The sequence below is a fragment of the Bradyrhizobium sp. genome (genome assembly GCF_049586575.1).
Classification (GTDB): domain Bacteria; phylum Pseudomonadota; class Alphaproteobacteria; order Rhizobiales; family Xanthobacteraceae; genus Bradyrhizobium.
Map to the genome: position 1 here is coordinate 1 of NZ_JBAVCF010000532.1, position 20,226 is coordinate 20,226.

Here is a 20,226-nt window from a genome sequence, read left to right on the forward strand (position 1 = left end):
AACATCAGCAACCCGCTTCCCTGGGTGAACAGAAAGAACTTGATTGCTGCGTAGATCCGCCGCTCGTGCCCCCAGACGGCGATCAGGAAATACATGGGAACCAGCATCAATTCCCAGAAGAAGAAGAACAGGAAGAGATCGAGCGCCAGAAAGACCCCGATCACACCCGCCAGGGTCAACATCAGATTGAAGTGGAAGAAGCCCACGCGTTCAGTGATCTCGCTCCAGGAAGCGATCACCGACATGACGCCGAGCCCGAGGGTAAGGAGGATCAGCAACAGGCTCAGGCCATCCAGGCCGAGCTGAAGCCGGATGCCGAGTTGCGGGATCCAAGGCCAATCGATCTGAGCAAGCCATGTCCCGTTGGGGGTGACCGCAGCGCCGTAATGTGTCGCCCACAGCGCCAGGATCATCACAAGATCGATCGCCAAACAGGCGAGCGAGAGCCAGCGCGGCCAGACATTGTTGCGGCGCCCGGTGAAACCCGCGAGTACGCCGCCAATAAGTGGCGTGAGAATGAGCCAGAGCAGGATCATGCGAACACCAGCATCGCGATGAGGACAATGGAGCCCGCCGTGATCCCCGCGGCGTACCGGCGTACGCGGCCGGTCTCGGATTCGCTGAGTTGCCGGTAGGCCAGCCGGCTCAGCGAAGCCAGGCCAGTGTAGAAGCGATCGATGAAATCGCCCTGGTCAATTCGGGCAAACCAGAGAAACGGGCGGACCAGCGCCCGGTCATACAGCCAGTCGAAGCCCCAGTCAGTTTCCCAGAAGTGTTGCAGCGCAAGGCTCGCCGGCGACTGAACCAGCGCTTGCAGGAAGGCGGGCCGACTTCGGAATGCGATATAGGCGATGCCGACGCCAAGTATGGCGACCGCGGCGGCGATTGCCGATAATATGACCTCGAGGCTCGATCCTGCGGAGACCAGCGCACGAGGGGCCGGCAGCGCAGATTGCATGAGTTCGGAAAAAGCCGGAACGTTGCCGAGGTAGGGTGGGATTTCGACGAAGCCGCCGGTCAGCGCGAGGATCGAGAGCACGACCAACGGGATGGCGATGCGCCAACCGGTCGGTCCCGTGGGTTCAAGCTGGAGAGGACCGAAGAACACGACAAAGACGGCGCGAAAGATATAGATCGCTGTCAGCAAGGCGCCAAACAGTCCTGCGGCCCACAACCAGGGACCCAAGGCGCCGTCGGACCAGGCTTCCCAGAGGATGAGGTCCTTGCTGTAGAAGCCTGCGTCGATCAAGGGCAGCGCCGCGAGCGAGATGCTGCCGATGAAGAAACTCCAAAAGGCGAGCGGCAACCGCTCCCGCAGTCCGCCCATCCTGAAAATATCGTGCTCATCGCCGAGGCGCTGAACCACGACGCCGGCGGAGAGGAACAGCAGGGCCTTGAAAAAGGCATGTGTCATAAAATGGAAGATGGCTGCCGACCAGGCGCCGACCCCGAGCGCAAGGAACATGTAGCCGATCTGGCTGATCGTCGAGTAGGCCAGGATGCGCTTCAAATCGGTCTGATTGAGTGCGCTGAAGCCGGCCAGAAGCAGCGTGAGCGCGCCGATTACCGCCACGGCGGTGTGGACCGGTGGCGCAAGATCGTAGAGAACATGCGTGCGGGCGATGAGATAGACGCCAGCCGTCACCATGGTCGCTGCATGGATGAGCGCGCTGACCGGTGTCGGGCCAGCCATCGCGTCGGGCAGCCATGTCTGCAGCGGCAACTGCGCCGATTTGCCGACGGCGCCGCCGAGCAACAATGCTGCCGCCGCGATCGGCAGCGCCGATCCTACTGGCCAATGCACGACGGCTTGCTGCATCAGCGGCTGGATGTCGAGCGTGCCCAAATTGGTGAAGAGAACGAAGACGCCGATCGCCATCGCGGTGTCGCCGACCCGGGTGACGATGAACGCCTTACGCGCGGCGAGCCCGTTGGCGGGATCACGATACCAGAAGCCGATCAGGAGATAGCTGCAAAGGCCGACACCCTCCCAACCGAGATAGAGGAACAGCAGGTTGTCTGCCAACACCAGCACCAGCATCGAGGCGACGAACAGGTTCATATACGCGAAATAGCGGCTGTATCCCTCGTCCGCGCTCATGAACTCGGCGGAATAGAGGTGGATGAGAAAGCTGACGAAGGTGATGACCAACATCATCAAACCCGACAGTGCGTCGAGATAGAAACCGACGTGCGGTGTAAGGCCGGAGACGGCGATCCAGGTCCAGACGACTTTGGTGTAGGGCTGTGGCGCGCCCAGGAAGGCGAACATGACGATCAGAGCGAGGAGTGCCGAAATACCGACAGAGCCGACGCCAATGGTCGTGATCCAGCGCTTCGGCAGCAAGCCCGCGGTCACGAACAAGATGGCGAAGCCGAGCAGTGGGAAAGCCGGGATGAATGCCAGGGGGCTGAACATATCAACCTCGCATCTTGTCCGCGGCATCGGCATCGAGCGTGTCGAGCCGCTGGTAAAGCCGCAGGATGAGCGCGAGGCCAACTGCGACTTCCGCTGCTGCCAAGGCCAGAATGAGGATGAACATGACCTGACCATCGGCCTGTCCCCAGCGCGAGCCCGCAGCGATGAAAGCCAGCCCGGCGGCGTTCAGCATGATCTCGACCGACATCAACATGACGATAAGGTTGCGGCGCATCAGGACGCCGATCGTCCCGAGCGCGAACAGGACCATCGCCAGCAAGAGTGCGTGTTGCATCAAGACGACGCTCACCGCTCCATCCTCCCGCGTTCGTCGGCCGCTGGCCGGTCCGTACGGCCGACGTGGTAGGCGCCGACCAGTCCTGCGAGCAGCAGCATGGACGCGAGCTCCACCGCGAGCAGGTAGGGACCAAAGAGCAATGCACCCACTTGTCGTGGCTCGACCAGGGCGCCGCTCGCGGCGGCCACCGGATTGCGCCACAGCAAATAGACGAATTCGCCCAAAAGGATCGCGGCCAATCCGACCGGTCCGACCCAGATCCAGGGCGTCAGCCAGTGCCGCTCCTGTTGGATGGCGGCCCCTCCGGTATTGAGCATGATGAGCACAAAGACGAACAACACCATGATCGCACCGGCGTAGACGATGACTTCGAGAGCCGCCGCGAAGGGAGCGCCGAGAGCATAGAAGACGATCGCCACTGCCAGGAACGAGATGACGAGGCAGAGCAGCGCATGCACCACGTTGAGATTGATAATCACCAACGCGGTGGCAACAACCGCAACAGCCGCAGCTATGTAGAAGGCGATCGTCATGGCGCCCTGAAAGGGTTCTCCCTTTTTTGCTGTTTCTCGACGTACGCAAGCGGATAGGGGCCGATCATGGGAGAAGCCCGCGCGGGTCTGACGGCGGCTGTTCGCGCTCGGCCTCGCCCTTGTCCTTGCCGCCGATCGCCTTGCCGGCAACGCGCCAGAAACTGTAGTCGGGATATTTGCCGGTGCCGCTGATCAGCAGATCCTCCTTCTCGTAGACGAGGTTGGGTCGTTCGTATTCGCTCATCTCGAAGTCGGGTGTGAGCTGGATTGCGTAGGTCGGACAGGCCTCCTCACACCAGCCGCAAAAGATGCAGCGTGAGAAATTGATCCGAAAGAATTCGGGGTACCAGCGACCGTGCTCATCTTCCGTCTTCTGAAGTGCGATGCAGCCGACCGGGCAGGCGACAGCGCACAGATTGCAGGCGACGCATCGTTCCTCGCCGTCGGGGTCCCGCGACAAGATGATGCGGCCGCGAAAACGCGGCGGCAAATAGGGCTTTTGCTCAGGGTACTGCACGGTCACCGGGCGACGGAAGAGGTGGAGAAAGACGGTCCAGAGTGTTCGTAGATCGCTAAACATCATTATTCCTCTCCGGCCTCACGCGGCCAGCAGCACAGCACCGGTGACAACGATATTCAGCAGGGCGAGAGGCAACATCACCTTCCAGCCATATGCCATGAGCTGATCGTAGCGCGGTCGCGGCAGCGCCGCGCGCAGCAGGATGAAAAAGCCGACGAAGAAGGCGAGCTTCACCATGAACCATAGTAGCGGCGGCAACACCGGGCCGAGCCAGCCACCCAGGAACAATGTCACGATCATCGCCGAAATGAGAACGATGCCGACGTACTCGCCGATAAAGAAGATGCCGAACTTCATCCCGGAATATTCGGTATGGAATCCGGCGATCAGTTCATTCTCCGCCTCGGGCAAATCGAACGGCAGGCGGTGGGTCTCGGCAATGCCGGCAATGAGGAAGACAACGAAGCCGAGGAATTGCGGGACGATGTACCACACGCCACGTTGGGACCGGACGATGTCTGTCAGGTCGAACGAACCCGCCATCAGGACGACGCCGACCAGCGACAGTCCCATGAAGACTTCGTAGCTCACCATTTGCGCCGCTGCCCGAGCGCCGCCCATGAGCGAGTATTTGTTGTTTGATGCCCAGCCCCCAAGCACCGTGCTGTAAACAGCGAGCGACGTCATCGCGAGAAAGAACAGCAATCCGATATTGAGGCTGACCACGCCGATGCCGGGAGCGATCGGGATCACGGCGAACGCGATCAGCAGCGCCGCCATGACAATCATGGGCGCCAGTACGAACACTGCGCGGTCCGCGAAAGGCGGGATCCAATCCTCCTTGAACAGGATCTTGATCATGTCGGCGACAACCTGAAAGACGCCGAACGGACCGACTCGGTTTGGCCCGTAGCGGTCCTGGAAAAAGCCTAGCAGCCGCCGCTCGATCCACGTCAGGTAAGCCGCGAACCCAACCAGCGCGATCAGGATGCCGAAGACGTTCGCGATGCCAGAGGCCAGTTCACTCATGATGGCCGTCCTCGCCGACAACCGCGCCGGGCTCCACGGTCAAGTTCCCCCAAGCGGGCAAGAGAGGGCCGATCGACCCGGAAAGTCCAACAAACATGCCGGCAACACCCGACGGTAAGTCGGGCCGCACTCTGACCGGAAGGTGAAATATATCCCCGCCCAGGTCGACCGCCACCATCGCGCCCTCCGCGATGTGAAGGCTGGCCGCATCGTCAGCGTTCAGAGCGAGATAGGATTGCGGAACGCGCTCGGCCACGGCGGGCGCCAGACGGCTCAGTTCCTCGCTGCCGAAAATCTCGTGCAACGGCAGGATTAGCCACTCGCCGTCCCGCTTCGCGAAGGCTTCCGGCACCTCGTCGTAGTAGCGCGTCGCTGTGTGTGAAGTGGGCTCAATGAGGCGGATGCCCGGATCGCCGCCGCGTAACGAACCACCCACCTCGTCCTGGAATTTGTTGACCGCCCGCACGGAATTCCATGACGGAGCCCAGAAATAGGGAACGAGCGCGGATGGCATGGGGCCGTAGTAGCCCTCCATCGTATAAGAGAGCGGCGAATCCGGATCTTCGGGCGGCTTGGGCTCGTGCACTGTGGCTGCGGCGTGGATCGCGGTACGGCCGCTGGAACGATGCGTTTCGCGCCGAATCTTGGCGCCATTGACGCGAAAATTCGCACCGGGCGCCACCAGTGGAATCGAGGCGAGCGTTGGCAACGCGTTGGCGCAAGCGGCAGTCACCTCATCCAGCCGTGTCCAGCCTGGGTCACGGCCGGAAGTGTCGAGCAAATCCCGCAGCCACTGCCAGCTCTCCTGGATACCTCCCTCCGGCACGAGAAGTTGGAAGAAGCGCTGGGCTCGGCCCTCGTTGCTCACCAAGGTGCCTTCGGCCTCGGTGAAGGCGCCGGCGGGCAGCACGATCTCCGCGTTCCGAGCCGTCTCATGCAGCAGGTGGTCGATCACTACGACATAGCGCGCACGATCCAGGCAGCGATCGACGGCCGCGCGCTCGGCGCGTCGATAGAGGTCGTTTTCGAGCACGATGACCATCTCGGCGGCGCCCTGTTCGACCGCCTCGAAGGCGTCATGTAACGTGCCGCCGCCGATGAGGCTGAGCCCCAGGCTGTTGCACTCGGGCACCGCGAAGGACAGCTCCGCGGCACGACCAGCCCCGCACAGCGCCCAGGCCACATTCGCTGCGGCCTGGATCACGGCTGCGCTGGCGCATCCAGTGCCTGTCACAACGAGCGGGCGCTCCGCGTTCCTGAGCGTTTCGGCGATCTGTCGCGCAAGCGCGCCAACTTCGTCCGAGAGATCCGGAACGGCGGCGGATGCGGGATCGATCTCATGCGCCACGGCAAAGCCAAGCCTGGCGAGATCGGCGGGCGCGCCGCGGAACGGGTACGTTGCCACGTCGTCGAGCCGTGTCGCGTCTGGCGTGGCAATAAAGAGTGGACTCCTTTCCTGCTGCGCGGCATTGCGCACGGCTGCGTCCTGCCATCGCGGAATCTTCATCCGGTCGGCGGTCTCCAGCGATCTCTGGCGGATCGCCTGCCGAAGACTTAGCGCGAGCCGGGGAGCGGTATCAGGCACGTCTTCGCCCAGAATTAGCACCGCATCCGCCTGCTCGGCGTTTTTGAGCGAGGCGGCGCGCGCCGGACCGCGCTGCAGGCCGTCGATGATCAGGGCGAGCAACTCCTGCTCGCTCGATGACAGTCCGAGATAGAAGCGCTCGGCGCCGACCAATTCGCGCAACGCGAAATTGGCTTCGAGCGAGGCCCGCGGCGAGCCGATGCCGACCGCTTTGCCCAATGACAGCAGCTCCTTCAGACGGCGCAGGACCTCAGCCTTCGTCGCCGGCTCGGGCTTCTCGCGGGCGTCCCTTCGCAGGAGGGGCTGACGTAAACGTAAAGGGCTGTTGACGAAGTCGAAGCCGAACCTGCCGCGATCGCAGAGGAAGTAGCCATTCACCTCGCCATTGTAACGGTTGAGGATCCGGCGCGCCTTTCCATAGCGTTCGTTGGGCGTTGTGTTGCAGCCGAGGGCGCAATGCACGCAGACCGATGGCGTGCCCCGCAAATCCCATTTGCGCTCGTAAATTTTCGCGAACGGCTTGTCGTCAAACACGCCGGTCGGGCAGACTTCAGCGAGGTTCCCGCTGAACTCGTTTTCGAGGACGCCGTCCTCATGGCGGCCAAAATAGACATGATTGTGGGCCGCGAAAACATCGAAATCACGGCCTCCGGCGTACTCGCGATAGAAGCGGACGCAGCGGTAGCAGGCGATGCACCGGTTCATCTCATGGGTGATGAAGGGCCCCAGATACTGGTTGCGGAAGGTGCGCTTCTTGAAGCGATAACGGCGATAGGCGTGCCCGGTCATCAGCGTCATGTCCTGGAGGTGGCACTCGCCTCCCTCCTCGCAGACCGGGCAGTCATGCGGATGATTGGTCATCAGCCACTCGATCACGCTGGCGCGGAACTTCACTGCCTCGGGATCGCCGATCGAGATGCGCGCGCCCTCGGCGGTTTCGACCATGCATGCCATGACGATGCGCCCGTGCTGGTCGTCGTCGCCATGGAACTGCTTCACCGCGCACTGGCGGCAGGCACCGACCGATCCCATCGCAGGGTGCCAGCAGAAATAGGGGAGGTTGATGCCCAACGAGAGGCAGGCTTGGAGCAGATTGCGCCCCGCCGCTACGTCGTAGTCCGTGCCATCGATGTTGATGCGCGGCATCCTCTATCTCCACGGACAGCGTTTGAGCTGGATGTGCCGCTCGAAATCCCCCCGGAAACATTTCAGGCCGCTTTCGAGCGGCTCCATGGCGCCGGGCGCGAGCGCGCAGAAGGTTTTGCCCGGACCGAGGAAATCGGTATGCATTTCCAGAATCTCCAAATCGCGCATCTCTCCCTGTCCGGCATCGATCGCCGCCAGGAGCCGCTCCACCCAGGGCAGTCCATCCCGACAGGGTGTGCACCAGCCGCAAGATTCCTGCGCGAAGAAGTGCTGGAGGTTGTGCAGCAGCCCGACCGGACACGTCCGGTCATCGACGATGATCATTGTGCCCGTTCCGAGCCGGCTGCCGGCTTTCTCGACTGATGTGAAATCCATCGCGACGTCGAGATGTTGCTCGACGAGGAACTGGGTTGACGCGCCGCCCGGCAGAAGGGCGCGGAAAGCGTAGCCATCGCGCATTCCGCCTGCGTGTTCTTCGAGGATCTCCCGGATCGTCGTGCCCATCGGCAGCTCCCACGCGCCGGGGTGCTTCACCCGGCCGCTGGCGCCATAGATCTTGGTGCCGCCGTCTTCGCCACGCGCCAAACCACGGAACCAATCGGCGCCGCGATTGACGATGTGTGGCACGTTGGCAAGGGTCTCGACGTTGTTCACCACTGTGGGCTTGCCCCACAGTCCGCTGATCTGCGGATAGGGCGGCTTCGCCCGCGGGATCGCGCGATTGCCCTCGAGAGCGGTCAGCATCGCGGTCTCGTCGCCGCAAATATAACGTCCTGCACTGCGGTGCAGATGGAGCTCCAGGTCGAACCCCGAACCCATGATGTTCTTGCCGAGATAGCCCTTGGCGCGCGCCTCGTCGATTGCGCGCTGCAGACGCTGGGCGGCAAGCGTGTATTCGCCGCGCAGGAAGATGTAGGCGACGCTCGCCTGGATCGCGAAGGCGCTGACGACGGTGCCTTCGACCAGTTGATGCGGGTCGCCCTCCATCAGCAACCGGTCCTTGAAAGTGCCGGGCTCCATCTCGTCGGCATTGACCACGAGGTATTTGCGCGCCCGAGCATCGACGTCGGCAGGTTGGAGGCTCCATTTTTTGCCCGTCGGGAAGCCGGCGCCGCCGCGCCCGCGCAGATTGGACGCCGTTACCTCGTGGATCACCTCCTCGGGCGTCATGCCGCCGAGGGATTTGCGCAATGCCGCGTAACCACCGGCTCGCAGATACGTCTCGATATCGAGGGGCTCTTCGCCCGGCCGGATATTCTGCGTGAGCGGTCGCTCTTCCCTTCCTCCGGTCATGGATATCGCTCCAGGAGCGCGTCCAAGTGCGCCGCGTCGACATCGTGGTGGAGGTCGTCGTCGATCATGATCGTCGGAGCGTGGTCGCAGGCACCGAGACAAACGATCGGCAGAAGGGTGAAGCGGCCATCGGAGGTGGTTTCGCCCAACCGCACGCCGAGCTGGGTGTGGAAGGCATCGCGCAGCGTCTCGTAGCCCATGATCCAGCAGGAGACGCTGTCGCAGATCAGGATGACGTGACGCCCGACCGGCCGACGGAAGATCAGGTTGTAGAAGGTGGCGACGCCGTCCAGCTCATCCGCGGACATTTCGAGGAGGCGCGCCACTTCACGCAATCGCTCGTCCGATATCCAACCGTGCGAACGCTGAACGATCCGAAGCGCCTCGATGCAGGCGCCGCGTCGGGCTTCGTACTGGCGTGCCAAGGCCGTGACGGCCTCTATCTCGGCCGGGCTCAGCACGGAGGTGTCATCAACGGTCGGCATCGGCCATCACAAAATCAATGCTGCCGAGGATGGCGATTAGATCCGCCACCATGGAGCCTCGGCACATCAGCGGGATCATCTGAAGATGAGGAAACGACGGCGTCCGGATGCGTGTCCGATAGGACATCGTGCCGCCGTCGCTGATCAGATAGTAGCTGTTGAGGCCCTTGGTGGCCTCGATGCAGACGCTGGCCTCGCCGGGCGGTATCACTGGCCCCCAGCTTACATTCAGGAAATGTGTGATGAGGGTTTCGATGTCGTGCATCGTATGGTCTTTGAGCGGCGGCGTGGTTAGGGGATGCCGCGATTTGTAGGATCCCTCAGGCATGTTCTCGAGGCATTGCCGCACGATGCGCAGGCTCTGGCGCATCTCCTCGACGCGCACCGCCGTGCGGTCGTAACAGTCGCCACGGCTGCCGGTCGGAATCTCGAATTCGAATTGTTCGTAGCCTGAATAGGGCCGCTGCTTGCGGTAATCCCATTGAGAACCGCAGGCCCTGAGCCCGGGGCCGGTAACACCCCAGCCGATGGCTTCATCCAGGCCGTAGGCGCCGATCCCTTGGGTGCGCCGCTTGAAGATGCGGTTCTTCATCACGAGCGTGTCGTACTCGTCGAGCCGCGACGGCATATAGTCGAGGAATTCCCGAACCAGACGATCCCAGCCCTGCGGCAGGTCCTGTGAAACCCCGCCGATCCGGAACCAGCTCGGATGCATCCGGAATCCGCAGATCGCCTCGATGACTTCGAAGGCGCGCTCGCGGTCGGTGAACATATAGAACACCGGCGACATCGCGCCGACATCCTGAGCCATGGTGCCGTAAAACACCAAATGGCTGATGATCCGGAACAGCTCGGCCAGCATGACGCGGATGACCTGCACGCGGTCGGGCACCTCGATCCCGGCCAGCTTCTCGACCGCCAGGACGTAGGGCAGGTTGTTCATCACGCCGCCGAGATAATCGATGCGGTCCGTGTAGGGGATGTAGGTGTGCCAGGACTGACGCTCGCCCATCTTCTCGGCCCCGCGGTGGTGATAGCCGATATCGGGCACCGCATTGACAATGTCCTCACCGTCGAGCTGCAGCACGATCCGAAAGACGCCGTGTACGCTTGGATGATTCGGCCCGAGATTGAGAAACATGAACTCGTCGGTCTCGCTGCGGCGGCGCAGCCCCCATTGCTCGGGCCGAAAGCGTAGCGCCTCCTGTTCCACATCCTCTCTTGCTTCCGAGAGCTCGAATGGGCCTGCTTCCGTCGCCCGCGCCGGATGGTCCTTGCGCAGGGGATGGCCCTTCCATGTCGGCGGCATGAGGATCCGCCGCAGATGTGGATGCCCATCGAAGGTGATGCCGAACATGTCCCAGGCTTCGCACTCGTACCAGTTCGCCGCGGGCCAGAGATCCGTTACCGTGGTGAGCGTGGGCGCGCTGCCGGTGAGCGGGACTTTGATGCGCACGTCCGCGTTACGCTCGTAGGAAAGCAGGTGATAGACGACCGTGAAGTCGCTCGCCGGCTGGTCCTGGCGATGGAGACGCTGACGCTCATCGATGGCGGTAAGATCGAAGAGCATGCGATACGGGCGCGTTATTCCTGTCCGGAGATAGTCGAGGACACTGTGCGCCATCGCGCGTGCGACCCAGAATGTCGGGATCTCATCATGTGTCGATTGCGACACGAACGTCTTTGCTCCGAAGCGTTCCTTTAACTCCGCGCCCACGGCCGGAGAGACCTCCTGGCGAGCGAGACCGGCGAGCATCGGTCAGATCCCGTCCGGGGTGCGCAGGTCCGTGGCCTGCTGCCGCTCGGAGCGTTTGAGGTCGCGCAAGCTTGGATGACTCGGGTGCTCCACGCCTTGCGGACCGATGGTCCAGCTCAGCGGCCGGCGCTCTTTGCCGATTGATTGCTGCAGCAGAATGAGACCTTCAAGTAGCGCGTCAGGGCGCGGCGGGCATCCCGGCACGTAGACGTCCACGGGCAGAAAGCTATCGACACCCTGGACAACGCTGTAGATGTCGTACATGCCGCCGGAGTTGGCGCAGGAGCCCATGGAGATAACCCAGCGCGGCTCCATCATCTGATCGTAGAGCCGCTTGATGACCGGCGCCATCTTGAGGAAAACCGTGCCCGAGATAACGATCAGGTCGGCTTCACGAGGTGTGGCGCGCAGGACTTCTGCGCCGAAACGGGCGATGTCGTATTTGCTCGTGAATGCGGTCGCCATCTCGACGTAGCAGCAGGAAAGACCGAAATTGAACGGCCAGATGGAGTTCTTTTGACCCCAGGCGACAATGTCCTGTAGCCGCGTTAAAATGAGATGCCGCTTGATCGACTCATCAACCGAGTCACTGGCCGCCGGCGCCGATTTGGTCAACTGCCACCGCATCACGGTCAGCTCCGATAATGAGCGGGCGGCCGTTCCCGCTGTGGCCCCCAATCCAGCGCGCCGAGCCGCCATAGATAGACGAGGGCGGCGACGAGGACTCCCACGAACACCAGCATGTCGATGTATCCGACCCAGCCGACGTCACGGAACGCGACCGCCCAAGCGAAGATGAACACCGTCTCCAGGTCGAAGATCACGAAGAACATCGCGATGAGGTAAAACTTCACGGGCAAGCGGAACCGCGCGTAGCCGACGGTCACGATTCCGGATTCGAACGGCTCGATCGTCGCTTTGCTGGTATGTTGCTGTCCGAGAACATAGGAAACGGCAGTCATACCACCAACGAGAGCAATGACTGCGGCACAGTACAGGACCAGAGGCCAAACCGGAGTTGCATGTTCCATCGCCCGAACCCCGACTGTATTTTTGATTGTCGAATCCTTGGCAAGCGACGGTAGCTACCGCCAATCTTCATAGATTATCGAACGTGGCCGTTGCGCAAAGGTTCGGAAACTACGTAGAGCCTCGCGGGCTCTCGTCCAGGTTGCTGGATTCCGGAATCTCGCATTTAGCAAAGAATATCAAAAACCTGGATCGCCGCCGACGGTCCGGCCAGGACATGCGTCGTGGATTTAAGAGGAGGCTGCGGCATCGAGTGCGCGTTGAATAGCGCGACTGAGGTCCATTTCACGAAAAGGCTTTTGGATCACAATTGCGCCCGGTCTCAGTGCTTGTATCGTCAAAGTTTCGCCACTGACGAACACGTGCGGGACCCATCTGGTTCTGAGTATTTCCTCGACCGCCGTGACACCGCTTCCATCGCGCAGCCGCGCATCTACTATCATCAGATCCGGGTTGCATCGAGCGGCGGCGGCCACCGCGCCGGTCTCTGTTGCCTCGATTGCGCAAACCTCATAGCCCATCGCGCCGAGTGTGTCAGCAAGCAGCATGCCGATCAGGATCTCGTCCTCCACCACGAGGACGCGGAGCGCTTTCATCGATTCACTTCGCTTCCCCATCGCTTTCATTCACCCCATTGTGATGCGCTCGAGCAATTCGGGCGCGTTGCGGTACGCACGGGCCAAAGTGGATCGCCGGCGGGAAATGTGCATTGTCAAAGACAGTCCCTTTCGAGCAAGAGGGCGCGGGGGAGGGCCAAATCTGGCACGGCGGCGCAAGCATTGAGCCCGATAACGCGCACGCTGGCCGATACCGGTCCGCTCTGGGCCCCGGGAGCCCCAACCATAGCCGATATGAGATTGCCACAGCAGGCCCGGAAACTACGTAGACCGACGTCTACTCCGGCCGCCCGGCGCCACCGACGCGCGTCAATGCCGCTCGCGCTGCCGAGGTAGAGAACCTATAATATCCTCTAGCGACCCCTTCCCACGAACGGGCGTTTCCGGAGGACGAATGGGGAATGCCTAGAAGCCGTCCATCTCGGACCAAAACAACGCGTCCCCGATCAACCGGGTGTGCGCTGCCGGTGCGCGGCCCCCCGCGGGGACCAGACGACTTCCTCATCGTCGGGATAGGCGCCTCGGCGGGTGGCCTCGACGCCTGTAGAAAGTTCATCGAAGCCCTTCCCGCCGGTAACGGCATGGCTTTCATCCTCGTCCAGCATCTCGATCCGACCCACGAAAGCATGATGGTGGACCTGCTGGCCGACCACACTCAGATGGTCGTGCGCCAAGCCGCAGATGGAGCGCCGCTTGAGCCCGACCACCTCTATGTCATTCCTCCCGGGACCTATCTATCGATCGGCGGTGGCGCTCTGCACCTCTCAGAGCCGCTGGCGCGTCACGGCGCGCGCTTGCCTTTCGACTTTTTGTTGCACTCTCTGGCGGAGGATTACGGCGAGCGTGCTGTCGGCGTGATCCTGTCGGGCACCGGGGCCGACGGCAGCCTAGGGCTGAAAGCCGTGAAGGAAAAAGGCGGGCTCGTCATCGCGCAGGACCCCGACGAGGCCGCCCATGACGGCATGCCACGCAATGCGATTCTGACGGGTGCGGTGGATTTAGTGCTTTCCGTCGCCAAGATTCCCGACGCGCTCGTCAAATACGATCGGCGGATGGCCGTCACGCGCACGCAGAACGGCTCGCGGCCACAGGATGCGGCGCAGGATTGGCTGCACAAGATCATTGACCTTATGCGCGCAAAGACCGCCCATGACTTCAGCCTCTACAAGCCGGGGACGCTGCAACGTCGGATCGAACGGCGCTTGGCGATGGCGGCGGTCGAGACCGACGATATGGATCGCTATCTCAAGATCCTGCATGGCGACGCTCGTGAGTTGGACCTTCTCGCCAAGGACTTGCTCATCAATGTCACCAGCTTCTTCCGTGATCCGAAGGTGTTTGATCTCCTGGCGGAGAAGATCGTTCCTGACCTGGTCCGCAACCATGCGCCCGATCAGCCGCTGCGAATCTGGATAGCGGGGTGCAGCACGGGTGAGGAGACCTATTCCTTAGCCATGCTCTTCCGCGAGCAGATCAGCGCGGCGAAGCGCAACATCAAGCTCCAGGTCTTCGCCTCCGATGTCGATTCGGACGCCATCGCCAGCGCCAGAGAAGGGCTCTACCCGGAAACGATCGAGGCGGAGGTATCGCCGGAACGTCTGGCCCGCTTCTTTACCAAGGAAGATCAAGGCTACAGGGTTTTGCCCGAGCTGCGAGCTGTTGTGGTCTTTACCGTACAAGATGTCTTGGCCGATCCGCCGTTTTCCCGTCTTGACCTGGTTTCTTGTCGCAATCTTCTCATTTATTTGCTCCCCGAGGCACAGGCGAAGGTTATCTCGCTCTTCCACTTTGCGTTGCGCCAGGGTGGCGTTCTTCTGCTCGGCAACTCGGAGACGGTGGTCAACGCCGACGGCCGTTTTGAAGCGATCTCCAAACCCGAGCGGATCTACCGGCACATCGGCCGCAGCCGGCCCGGCGAACTCGGCTTTTCGCAGAGCGTCAGTGACGGCCTGCCCCTGCCCGCGCACGCCGGACAAGACCCTGCTCCCTCGCGCCAAACCACACTCGCCGAGCTTTGCAGGCGGCTGGTGATGGAGAGTTATGCGCCGGCGGCCGTGCTGATCAACAACAAGCATGAATGTCTTTATTATCAGGGACCGACCGATCGCTATCTTCACGTACCGGCGGGCCATCCGACGCGCGATCTGCTCGCCATGGCACGCCCCAACATCCGCATCAGGCTTCGATCCGCCATACAGCGGGCCACTCAAGAAAATCTGCGTGTTGTCGTCGAGGGCGGCCGCGCGAACCAGGGCGCGAACGCGTTCAACATCGCCGTACATCCGGTTTTGGGCGAGGGTGAGAACCTCTTGCTGGTCTGCTTCATCGATGAGCCAGCGCGCGAGCAAAAGAAAGCACGCCGTGCCACGCCATTAAACGCTACCCGGGTCGCTGAACTCGAGCAGGAACTTGAGGTCACGAGAACAGAACTGTTGGGCGCTATTCGCAACCTTGAGATATCCAGCGAACAACAGAAAGCGATCAACGAAGAAGCCTTGTCCTTAAATGAGGAATACCAATCCACCAATGAAGAGCTCCTGACGTCGAAGGAAGAATTACAATCGCTTAACGAGGAGCTGACCGCTCTCAATAGTCAGCTTCAGGAAACGCTGGAGCGGCAGCGTACGACCTCCAACGATCTGCAGAATATCCTTTACAGCACCGATGTCGCGACGCTCTTTCTCGACACCAAGCTCAACATCCGTTTTTTTACGCCGGCCACCAAGGCGCTCTTCAGCGTCATTCCCGGCGATATCGGCCGACCGCTCGCGGACCTAAACTCACTGGCGGCCGATAGCGCGCTTCTCGCAGACGCGCGAGCGGTGCTGCAGACCCTTAAGGCCGTTGAGCGGGAGATCGAAGCACGGAGTGGCGCTTGGTACATCCGCCGGATATTGCCCTATCACACCCAGGACAACGGCGTCGAAGGCGTCGTCATCACCTTTGCCGATATCACTGAACGGAGGCATACGGCGGATGCCTTGGAGACGGCCGAGCGGGAAGCGCAGCTCGCCAATGTCGCCAAATCGCGCTTTCTCGCTGCTGCAAGTCATGACCTCCGCCAGCCGTTGCAAGCACTCTGCTTGATGCGAGGCGCGCTCGACAGAAGGATCAGGGACGACAGGAAGGAAGAGGCCTTGGAGCTGGTCGCGCGGCTCGACGAGACAGCTGCGGCCATGTCGGGGATGCTGAATGCGCTGCTCGACATCAACCAGCTCGAAGCGGGCACCGTCCACGCGGAGATGGTCAGTTTCCCGATCGCCGATCTGTTAGGCCGATTGAAGGACGAGTTCACCTATCACGCACAAGCGCAAAACCTCGCCCTGCGAGTTGTCCAGTGTGGTCTATCGACCTACAGCGATCCGCGTCTGCTTGAGCAGATGATCCGCAACCTGCTTTCGAATGCGTTGAAATATACCACGCGAGGAAAGGTATTACTCGGTTGCCGACGCCGCAAAGACGTGCTGAGCATCGAAATTTGGGATACCGGCGTCGGCATCCCCAACGAAGAACTTCAGACGATCTTCGACGAATACCACCAGATTGACAACGCCGCGCGCGAACGCAGCCGCGGCCTCGGCCTCGGTCTTTCGATCGTACAGCGTCTGGCCGATCTTCTCAGCCACCGGGTGCGTGTTCGCTCACAGCCAGGCAAGGGCTCGGTTTTCGCGATCGACATCATGCTCCCACTGAGTTCAGCCGCCGTACACGTGAAAGACCGTCAACCGGCAATCGATGAGACGATTGCCGAGGAGGTGCAACGCACAGGCGCCGTTTTGATCATCGAGGATGACCCCGAGGTGCGCAAGCTCCTCGATCTCCTGCTCAAGGACCACGGCTGTCATACTGCCACGGCGCCGGACGGGATCGCCGCACTCGATCTAGTCGCGCGAGGCAAGATCCGGCCTGATCTCATCCTTGCGGACTACAATCTGCCGAAGGGACTGGATGGGCTCCAGGTTGTTGACAAGCTGCGCGCGCAACTTCATCGTCGGATCCCCGTCATCGTCCTGACCGGTGACATATCGACAAGCACGCTGCGCGATATTGCGCGTCATGACTGCGTCCAACTCAACAAGCCTGTGCGGTTGAAGGAGCTAAATCAAGTCGTGCAACGCCTCCTCCCGGCGTCGCCATCCGCAACCCATTTTCCACCAAGCGGTCACGCCGCCGAAGAGCACCACAATTCCGGACAAGTCATCTATGTTGTCGACGACGACAGTCATATACGCGACGGAATCCGCAAGGTACTTGAGGCGGACGGCCGCACCGTCGAAGATTTTGCGAGCTGCGAGGACTTCCTCGAAGCCTATCGTCCAAGCCGCGAGGCCTGCCTGCTGGTCGATGCATACCTGCCCGGAATGAGCGGCCTCGAATTGTTGCAGCATCTAAGCCATTCGAGCCATCGGTTGCCCGCCATCATGATCACCGGCAACGGAGACGTGCCGATGGCGGTAGAGGCCATGAAAGCGGGCGCTTTGGATTTCATCGAGAAGCCGTTCCATCACAGCGACCTGCGCGCCAGTGTCGACCGCGCTCTCGAGCAATCTCGAGATTCGGGCAAGTCGCTCGCCTGGCGGGAGGCCGCGGCGAACCACATTGCGGCTCTCACGCCGCGACAACGGCAGATCATGGACCTGGTCCTCGCCGGCCACCCCAGCAAGAATATCGCCGCCGATCTCGGCATCAGCCAGCGCACGGTCGAGACCCATCGCGCCTCGATCATGAAGAAAACCGGCGTCAAGTCTCTTCCCGCGCTTGCGCGGTTAGCGCTTGCCGCCGCCGAGACAGTTGCGGACGAGCCGCCCGTCCAACGTGAATCGCCGGTCGCGACCCCGCAGTAAGCAACAGGTACGTAGTTTCCGAACCTATCGTGGCGGCATCACTGCGCCATATCCTTCATCACAGCCCCAGGTAAGGCGACCCGATTTCGGCTGCGGCCGACGGGGTGCTGCATCGACTTGTACGGCCGCTTCGCGTTCGGCGCTGAATATCTCTTACTCTCATCCCGGAGGAAGCGCCGCCATGTTCTTCTCATCATATGCCTATGTCATCCCAATCGTCTTGGTTGTGGCACTTGTTTTCGCCAAAAGCGTGAGGATTTTGCGCGAATATGAGCGCGCAGTGGTTTTTACGTTAGGACGCTTCCAAAAGGTCAAAGGACCGGGCCTCGTGTTGTTGGTTCCGTTCTTTCAGGAACTGGTGCGAGTGGATTTACGCATCCAGGTGATCGAAATCCCCACGCAGGACGTGATCTCTCGCGACAACGTGTCAATGAAGGTCGACGCGGTGCTCTACTTCAACGTCGTCAACCCCGAACGAGCCATCATTCAGGTTCAATCCTATCTTCCCGCTACGAACATGCTCGCGCAGACAACCCTGCGCGCCGTGCTGGGTCAGCATGAGCTCGATGAGATGCTTTCGGAACGAAAGAAGCTCAGCACGGATGTACAGAGCATTCTGGACACCCAGACCGAAACCTGGGGGATCAAGGTGAGCAACGTCGAGATCAGAACGGTGGAACTCACGGAAAACATGGTGCGCGCGATCGCCAAACAGGCGGAAGCCGAACGCGACCGGCGCGCCAAGATTATCCATGCGGAAGCCGAGTTTCAGGCGTCGCAAACCCTGGTCAACGCCGCACAGATTCTCGGGAGCATCCCAGCCGCCATGCAACTGCGTTATCTGCAAACGCTGACCGAGATCGGCGCCGAGCAGAATTCCACGGTCGTCTTTCCGATGCCGATCGATATCGTCAAGCCGTTCCTCGAACTTCTTGACAAGGCTGGCAAGCCACGAGGTGCCAACGGCGCTGCGCTTGTGCCGCCCAATGAACTCCCATTGAACGCGTGAGGAACGAAAGCATTCGGCGAAGTGATTACTCGACAGCGTCGTGCCAAGGCACGTTCGGAAACTACTTAGTGCTATCCTCATTGTATCCGGACACGATGATCGTAACGTTCGACGACGCATTCGAGAGCGTAGCGAAAGAGCTAATCACGCGGACGGTGGACGCCTTTAACGAGCGCCCGCTGGCGACCGGGACACAAAATGTTGGGTGTACTATAGGATATTTGCCAGTGGGAAAAAGCGCGTGTCTAGGTATTTTCCGATCCTGACCCCGACTATTCGTAGCCCGATATAACCTTAATTCGATGGATCGAAAAAGCATCACGAGCTGTTTGTTCGATGACGGACGACGAATATCGGTGGCTAAAATGCTGCGGCCTGTACCAATTCCTCTCCCTCCATCCGAATTCAATGACTTTCTATTCGCGCCGATTGGCGAGGACAGAAACGGGATGTCGATCAGCGTCCTTTCCGGATTGGCGCGGTCGGATGTGGACCCGTGGCAGGAGGCTGCCAAATTGGCTCGGTTGCCGGGAGAAACTGCGGCTCGGAGATTGGCCGCGTTAATTAGCGCTTTGCCCGACAGGGCTGTGCTTTGTGCTGATCCCCGCACGATTGCTACTCGCTTGGTTGGGCTCCTACCGCACCCGACTGGGTTCAATAGCGCGTCCCAAGAGACGTCACACAGCGTTCGGGCAGTGATGAGTTCTCGTCCGTGGTGGGTATATGTCCTCTTCATGTCCTTCATGCTCGGCGCCCAATTCTTGATAGCAAGCCATCAACTCCCGGCGAAGGTTGACAAGGTGGAGGTGAAGGCTTCCGGTACCATTTCTCGACCGGTGCCGCCGGTGAATTCCGGCCAGTAACCGATTTAACAGTCGGCTAGACTCGGAAACTACGCAGATCAGGCCATGGAACGATTAAGTGGCGCACTGTCTTTAATTAGGTTCGTCTCAGAGATGAATTTCGAAAGCACAGGAGCTATGTCATGCGTAATGCCGTATTCATGTCCACCCTCGCGTTGGCGCTTGCTGTTTCGGGAACTGCCTTTGCTCAGTCCACGACCGGCGCGACCAATTCACCTTCACCAAATGCTGCCGAACAGAAAAACGCAGGTCAACAGTCTGTTCTGAGCGTAGAAAAGCTCAAGCAAGATCTGCAAAAGGCCGGATTCTCCGAGGTCAAGGTCCTGCAAGACGCCTTCTTGATCCAGGCCAAAACCAAAGATGGCACCCCCATATTGATGACCATAGGCCCGAACGGCATGAGTGCATTGGAGATGTCAAACGCGAGCGGCGCCACGACGGGCCAAGCTCGTCCCGACAACAGCCCCGCCTCCGTGCCCGCGAAGCCTGCCCAGCATTAACGGATCGATCGGAGAGAGCGGCAATTCCGCTCTCCCTTCGGTAAGCGGTGATGCCGGTGAGATTAAGAGTTCTCGAAAAGACCCAGTCGCGACCTCGGTGGATATCCCCCAAGGATACCCATAGCCAGGTCGCGCCAGCCAGTAGCCGTCCTTCTCCAACTGACTATCGGCGTCAGCCATTTGGCAATTTGCCGCCCAACGGATTTGCGTCAGAGGGTGACTCGTCACTTGAAGCTTGGTGATCGCTTGGCCGCCAGACAGCCTCTAAGTAGCTTCCGAGCGTAACGTGACGGCCTCAGC

The 20,226-nt window shown here is 60.9% G+C and carries 16 protein-coding genes; 3 read left to right on the forward strand and 13 right to left on the reverse strand.

What is annotated here, in order from left to right; genetic code table 11:
• The 13 genes from WB528_RS19910 to WB528_RS19970 all read right to left on the reverse strand — a co-directional run.
• On the reverse strand, nucleotides 1–536 hold a 536-nt coding region (locus tag WB528_RS19910; RefSeq protein ID WP_423890123.1), incomplete at its 3' end, for a proton-conducting transporter membrane subunit.
• The gene (nuoL, locus tag WB528_RS19915; RefSeq protein ID WP_423890124.1) at nucleotides 533–2,419 is read right to left on the reverse strand and encodes an NADH-quinone oxidoreductase subunit L; all 1,887 of its coding nucleotides are present in this window, start codon (nucleotides 2,417–2,419) and stop codon (nucleotides 533–535) included. The genes WB528_RS19910 and nuoL, both read right to left, overlap by 4 nt.
• A gap of 1 nt (nucleotide 2,420) precedes the next feature.
• Nucleotides 2,421–2,714 (reverse strand): NADH-quinone oxidoreductase subunit NuoK, encoded by a 294-nt coding sequence (gene nuoK / locus WB528_RS19920; RefSeq protein ID WP_423890152.1) that lies wholly within the window; start codon nucleotides 2,712–2,714, stop codon nucleotides 2,421–2,423.
• A gap of 11 nt (nucleotides 2,715–2,725) precedes the next feature.
• Nucleotides 2,726–3,250, reverse strand: a complete 525-nt coding sequence (gene nuoJ / locus WB528_RS19925) for an NADH-quinone oxidoreductase subunit J (RefSeq protein ID WP_423890125.1) — start codon at nucleotides 3,248–3,250, stop codon at nucleotides 2,726–2,728.
• A 64-nt stretch (nucleotides 3,251–3,314) separates the two neighbouring features.
• Complete coding sequence (nuoI, locus tag WB528_RS19930; RefSeq protein ID WP_423890153.1) at nucleotides 3,315–3,830, reverse strand: NADH-quinone oxidoreductase subunit NuoI; 516 nt, start codon at nucleotides 3,828–3,830, stop codon at nucleotides 3,315–3,317.
• Between the two features lie 18 nt (nucleotides 3,831–3,848).
• Nucleotides 3,849–4,799 carry an NADH-quinone oxidoreductase subunit NuoH gene (gene nuoH / locus WB528_RS19935; protein WP_423890126.1) on the reverse strand — a complete coding sequence of 317 codons (951 nt, stop codon included), beginning with the start codon at nucleotides 4,797–4,799 and terminating at the stop codon, nucleotides 3,849–3,851.
• On the reverse strand, nucleotides 4,792–7,530 hold the full coding sequence (gene nuoG / locus WB528_RS19940; RefSeq protein ID WP_423890127.1) for an NADH-quinone oxidoreductase subunit NuoG: 2,739 nt from the start codon (nucleotides 7,528–7,530) through the stop codon (nucleotides 4,792–4,794). The genes nuoH and nuoG overlap by 8 nt, the downstream gene beginning before the upstream one ends.
• Before the next feature lie 3 nt (nucleotides 7,531–7,533).
• On the reverse strand, nucleotides 7,534–8,823 hold the full coding sequence (nuoF, locus tag WB528_RS19945; RefSeq protein WP_423890128.1) for an NADH-quinone oxidoreductase subunit NuoF: 1,290 nt from the start codon (nucleotides 8,821–8,823) through the stop codon (nucleotides 7,534–7,536).
• Nucleotides 8,820–9,308 (reverse strand): NADH-quinone oxidoreductase subunit NuoE, encoded by a 489-nt coding sequence (nuoE, locus tag WB528_RS19950; protein ID WP_423890129.1) that lies wholly within the window; start codon nucleotides 9,306–9,308, stop codon nucleotides 8,820–8,822. Before nuoE ends, nuoF begins: the two co-directional genes overlap by 4 nt.
• The gene (nuoC, locus tag WB528_RS19955; RefSeq protein ID WP_423890130.1) at nucleotides 9,295–11,064 is read right to left on the reverse strand and encodes an NADH-quinone oxidoreductase subunit C/D; all 1,770 of its coding nucleotides are present in this window, start codon (nucleotides 11,062–11,064) and stop codon (nucleotides 9,295–9,297) included. The genes nuoE and nuoC overlap by 14 nt, the downstream gene beginning before the upstream one ends.
• Before the next feature lie 3 nt (nucleotides 11,065–11,067).
• On the reverse strand, nucleotides 11,068–11,691 hold the full coding sequence (locus WB528_RS19960; protein WP_423890131.1) for an NADH-quinone oxidoreductase subunit B: 624 nt from the start codon (nucleotides 11,689–11,691) through the stop codon (nucleotides 11,068–11,070).
• Nucleotides 11,692–11,696: 5 nt separating this feature from the next.
• Complete coding sequence (gene ndhC / locus WB528_RS19965; RefSeq protein ID WP_423890132.1) at nucleotides 11,697–12,026, reverse strand: NADH-quinone oxidoreductase subunit A; 330 nt, start codon at nucleotides 12,024–12,026, stop codon at nucleotides 11,697–11,699.
• 297 nt (nucleotides 12,027–12,323) lie between these two features.
• The gene (locus WB528_RS19970) at nucleotides 12,324–12,689 is read right to left on the reverse strand and encodes a response regulator (protein WP_423890133.1); all 366 of its coding nucleotides are present in this window, start codon (nucleotides 12,687–12,689) and stop codon (nucleotides 12,324–12,326) included.
• Between the two features lie 422 nt (nucleotides 12,690–13,111).
• On the opposite strand from WB528_RS19970, the gene WB528_RS19975 reads away from it, so the two are divergent.
• From WB528_RS19975 to WB528_RS19985, 3 genes are all read left to right on the forward strand, one after another.
• Nucleotides 13,112–17,554 (forward strand): chemotaxis protein CheB, encoded by a 4,443-nt coding sequence (locus WB528_RS19975; protein WP_423890134.1) that lies wholly within the window; start codon nucleotides 13,112–13,114, stop codon nucleotides 17,552–17,554.
• Nucleotides 17,526–18,563, forward strand: a complete 1,038-nt coding sequence (locus WB528_RS19980; RefSeq protein ID WP_423890135.1) for a slipin family protein — start codon at nucleotides 17,526–17,528, stop codon at nucleotides 18,561–18,563. The genes WB528_RS19975 and WB528_RS19980 overlap by 29 nt, the downstream gene beginning before the upstream one ends.
• A 985-nt stretch (nucleotides 18,564–19,548) precedes the next feature.
• A complete protein-coding gene (locus WB528_RS19985) occupies nucleotides 19,549–19,926 on the forward strand; it encodes a hypothetical protein (protein ID WP_423890136.1) in 378 nt (125 codons plus the stop codon).
• The last annotated feature ends 300 nt before the right edge of the window (nucleotides 19,927–20,226 follow it).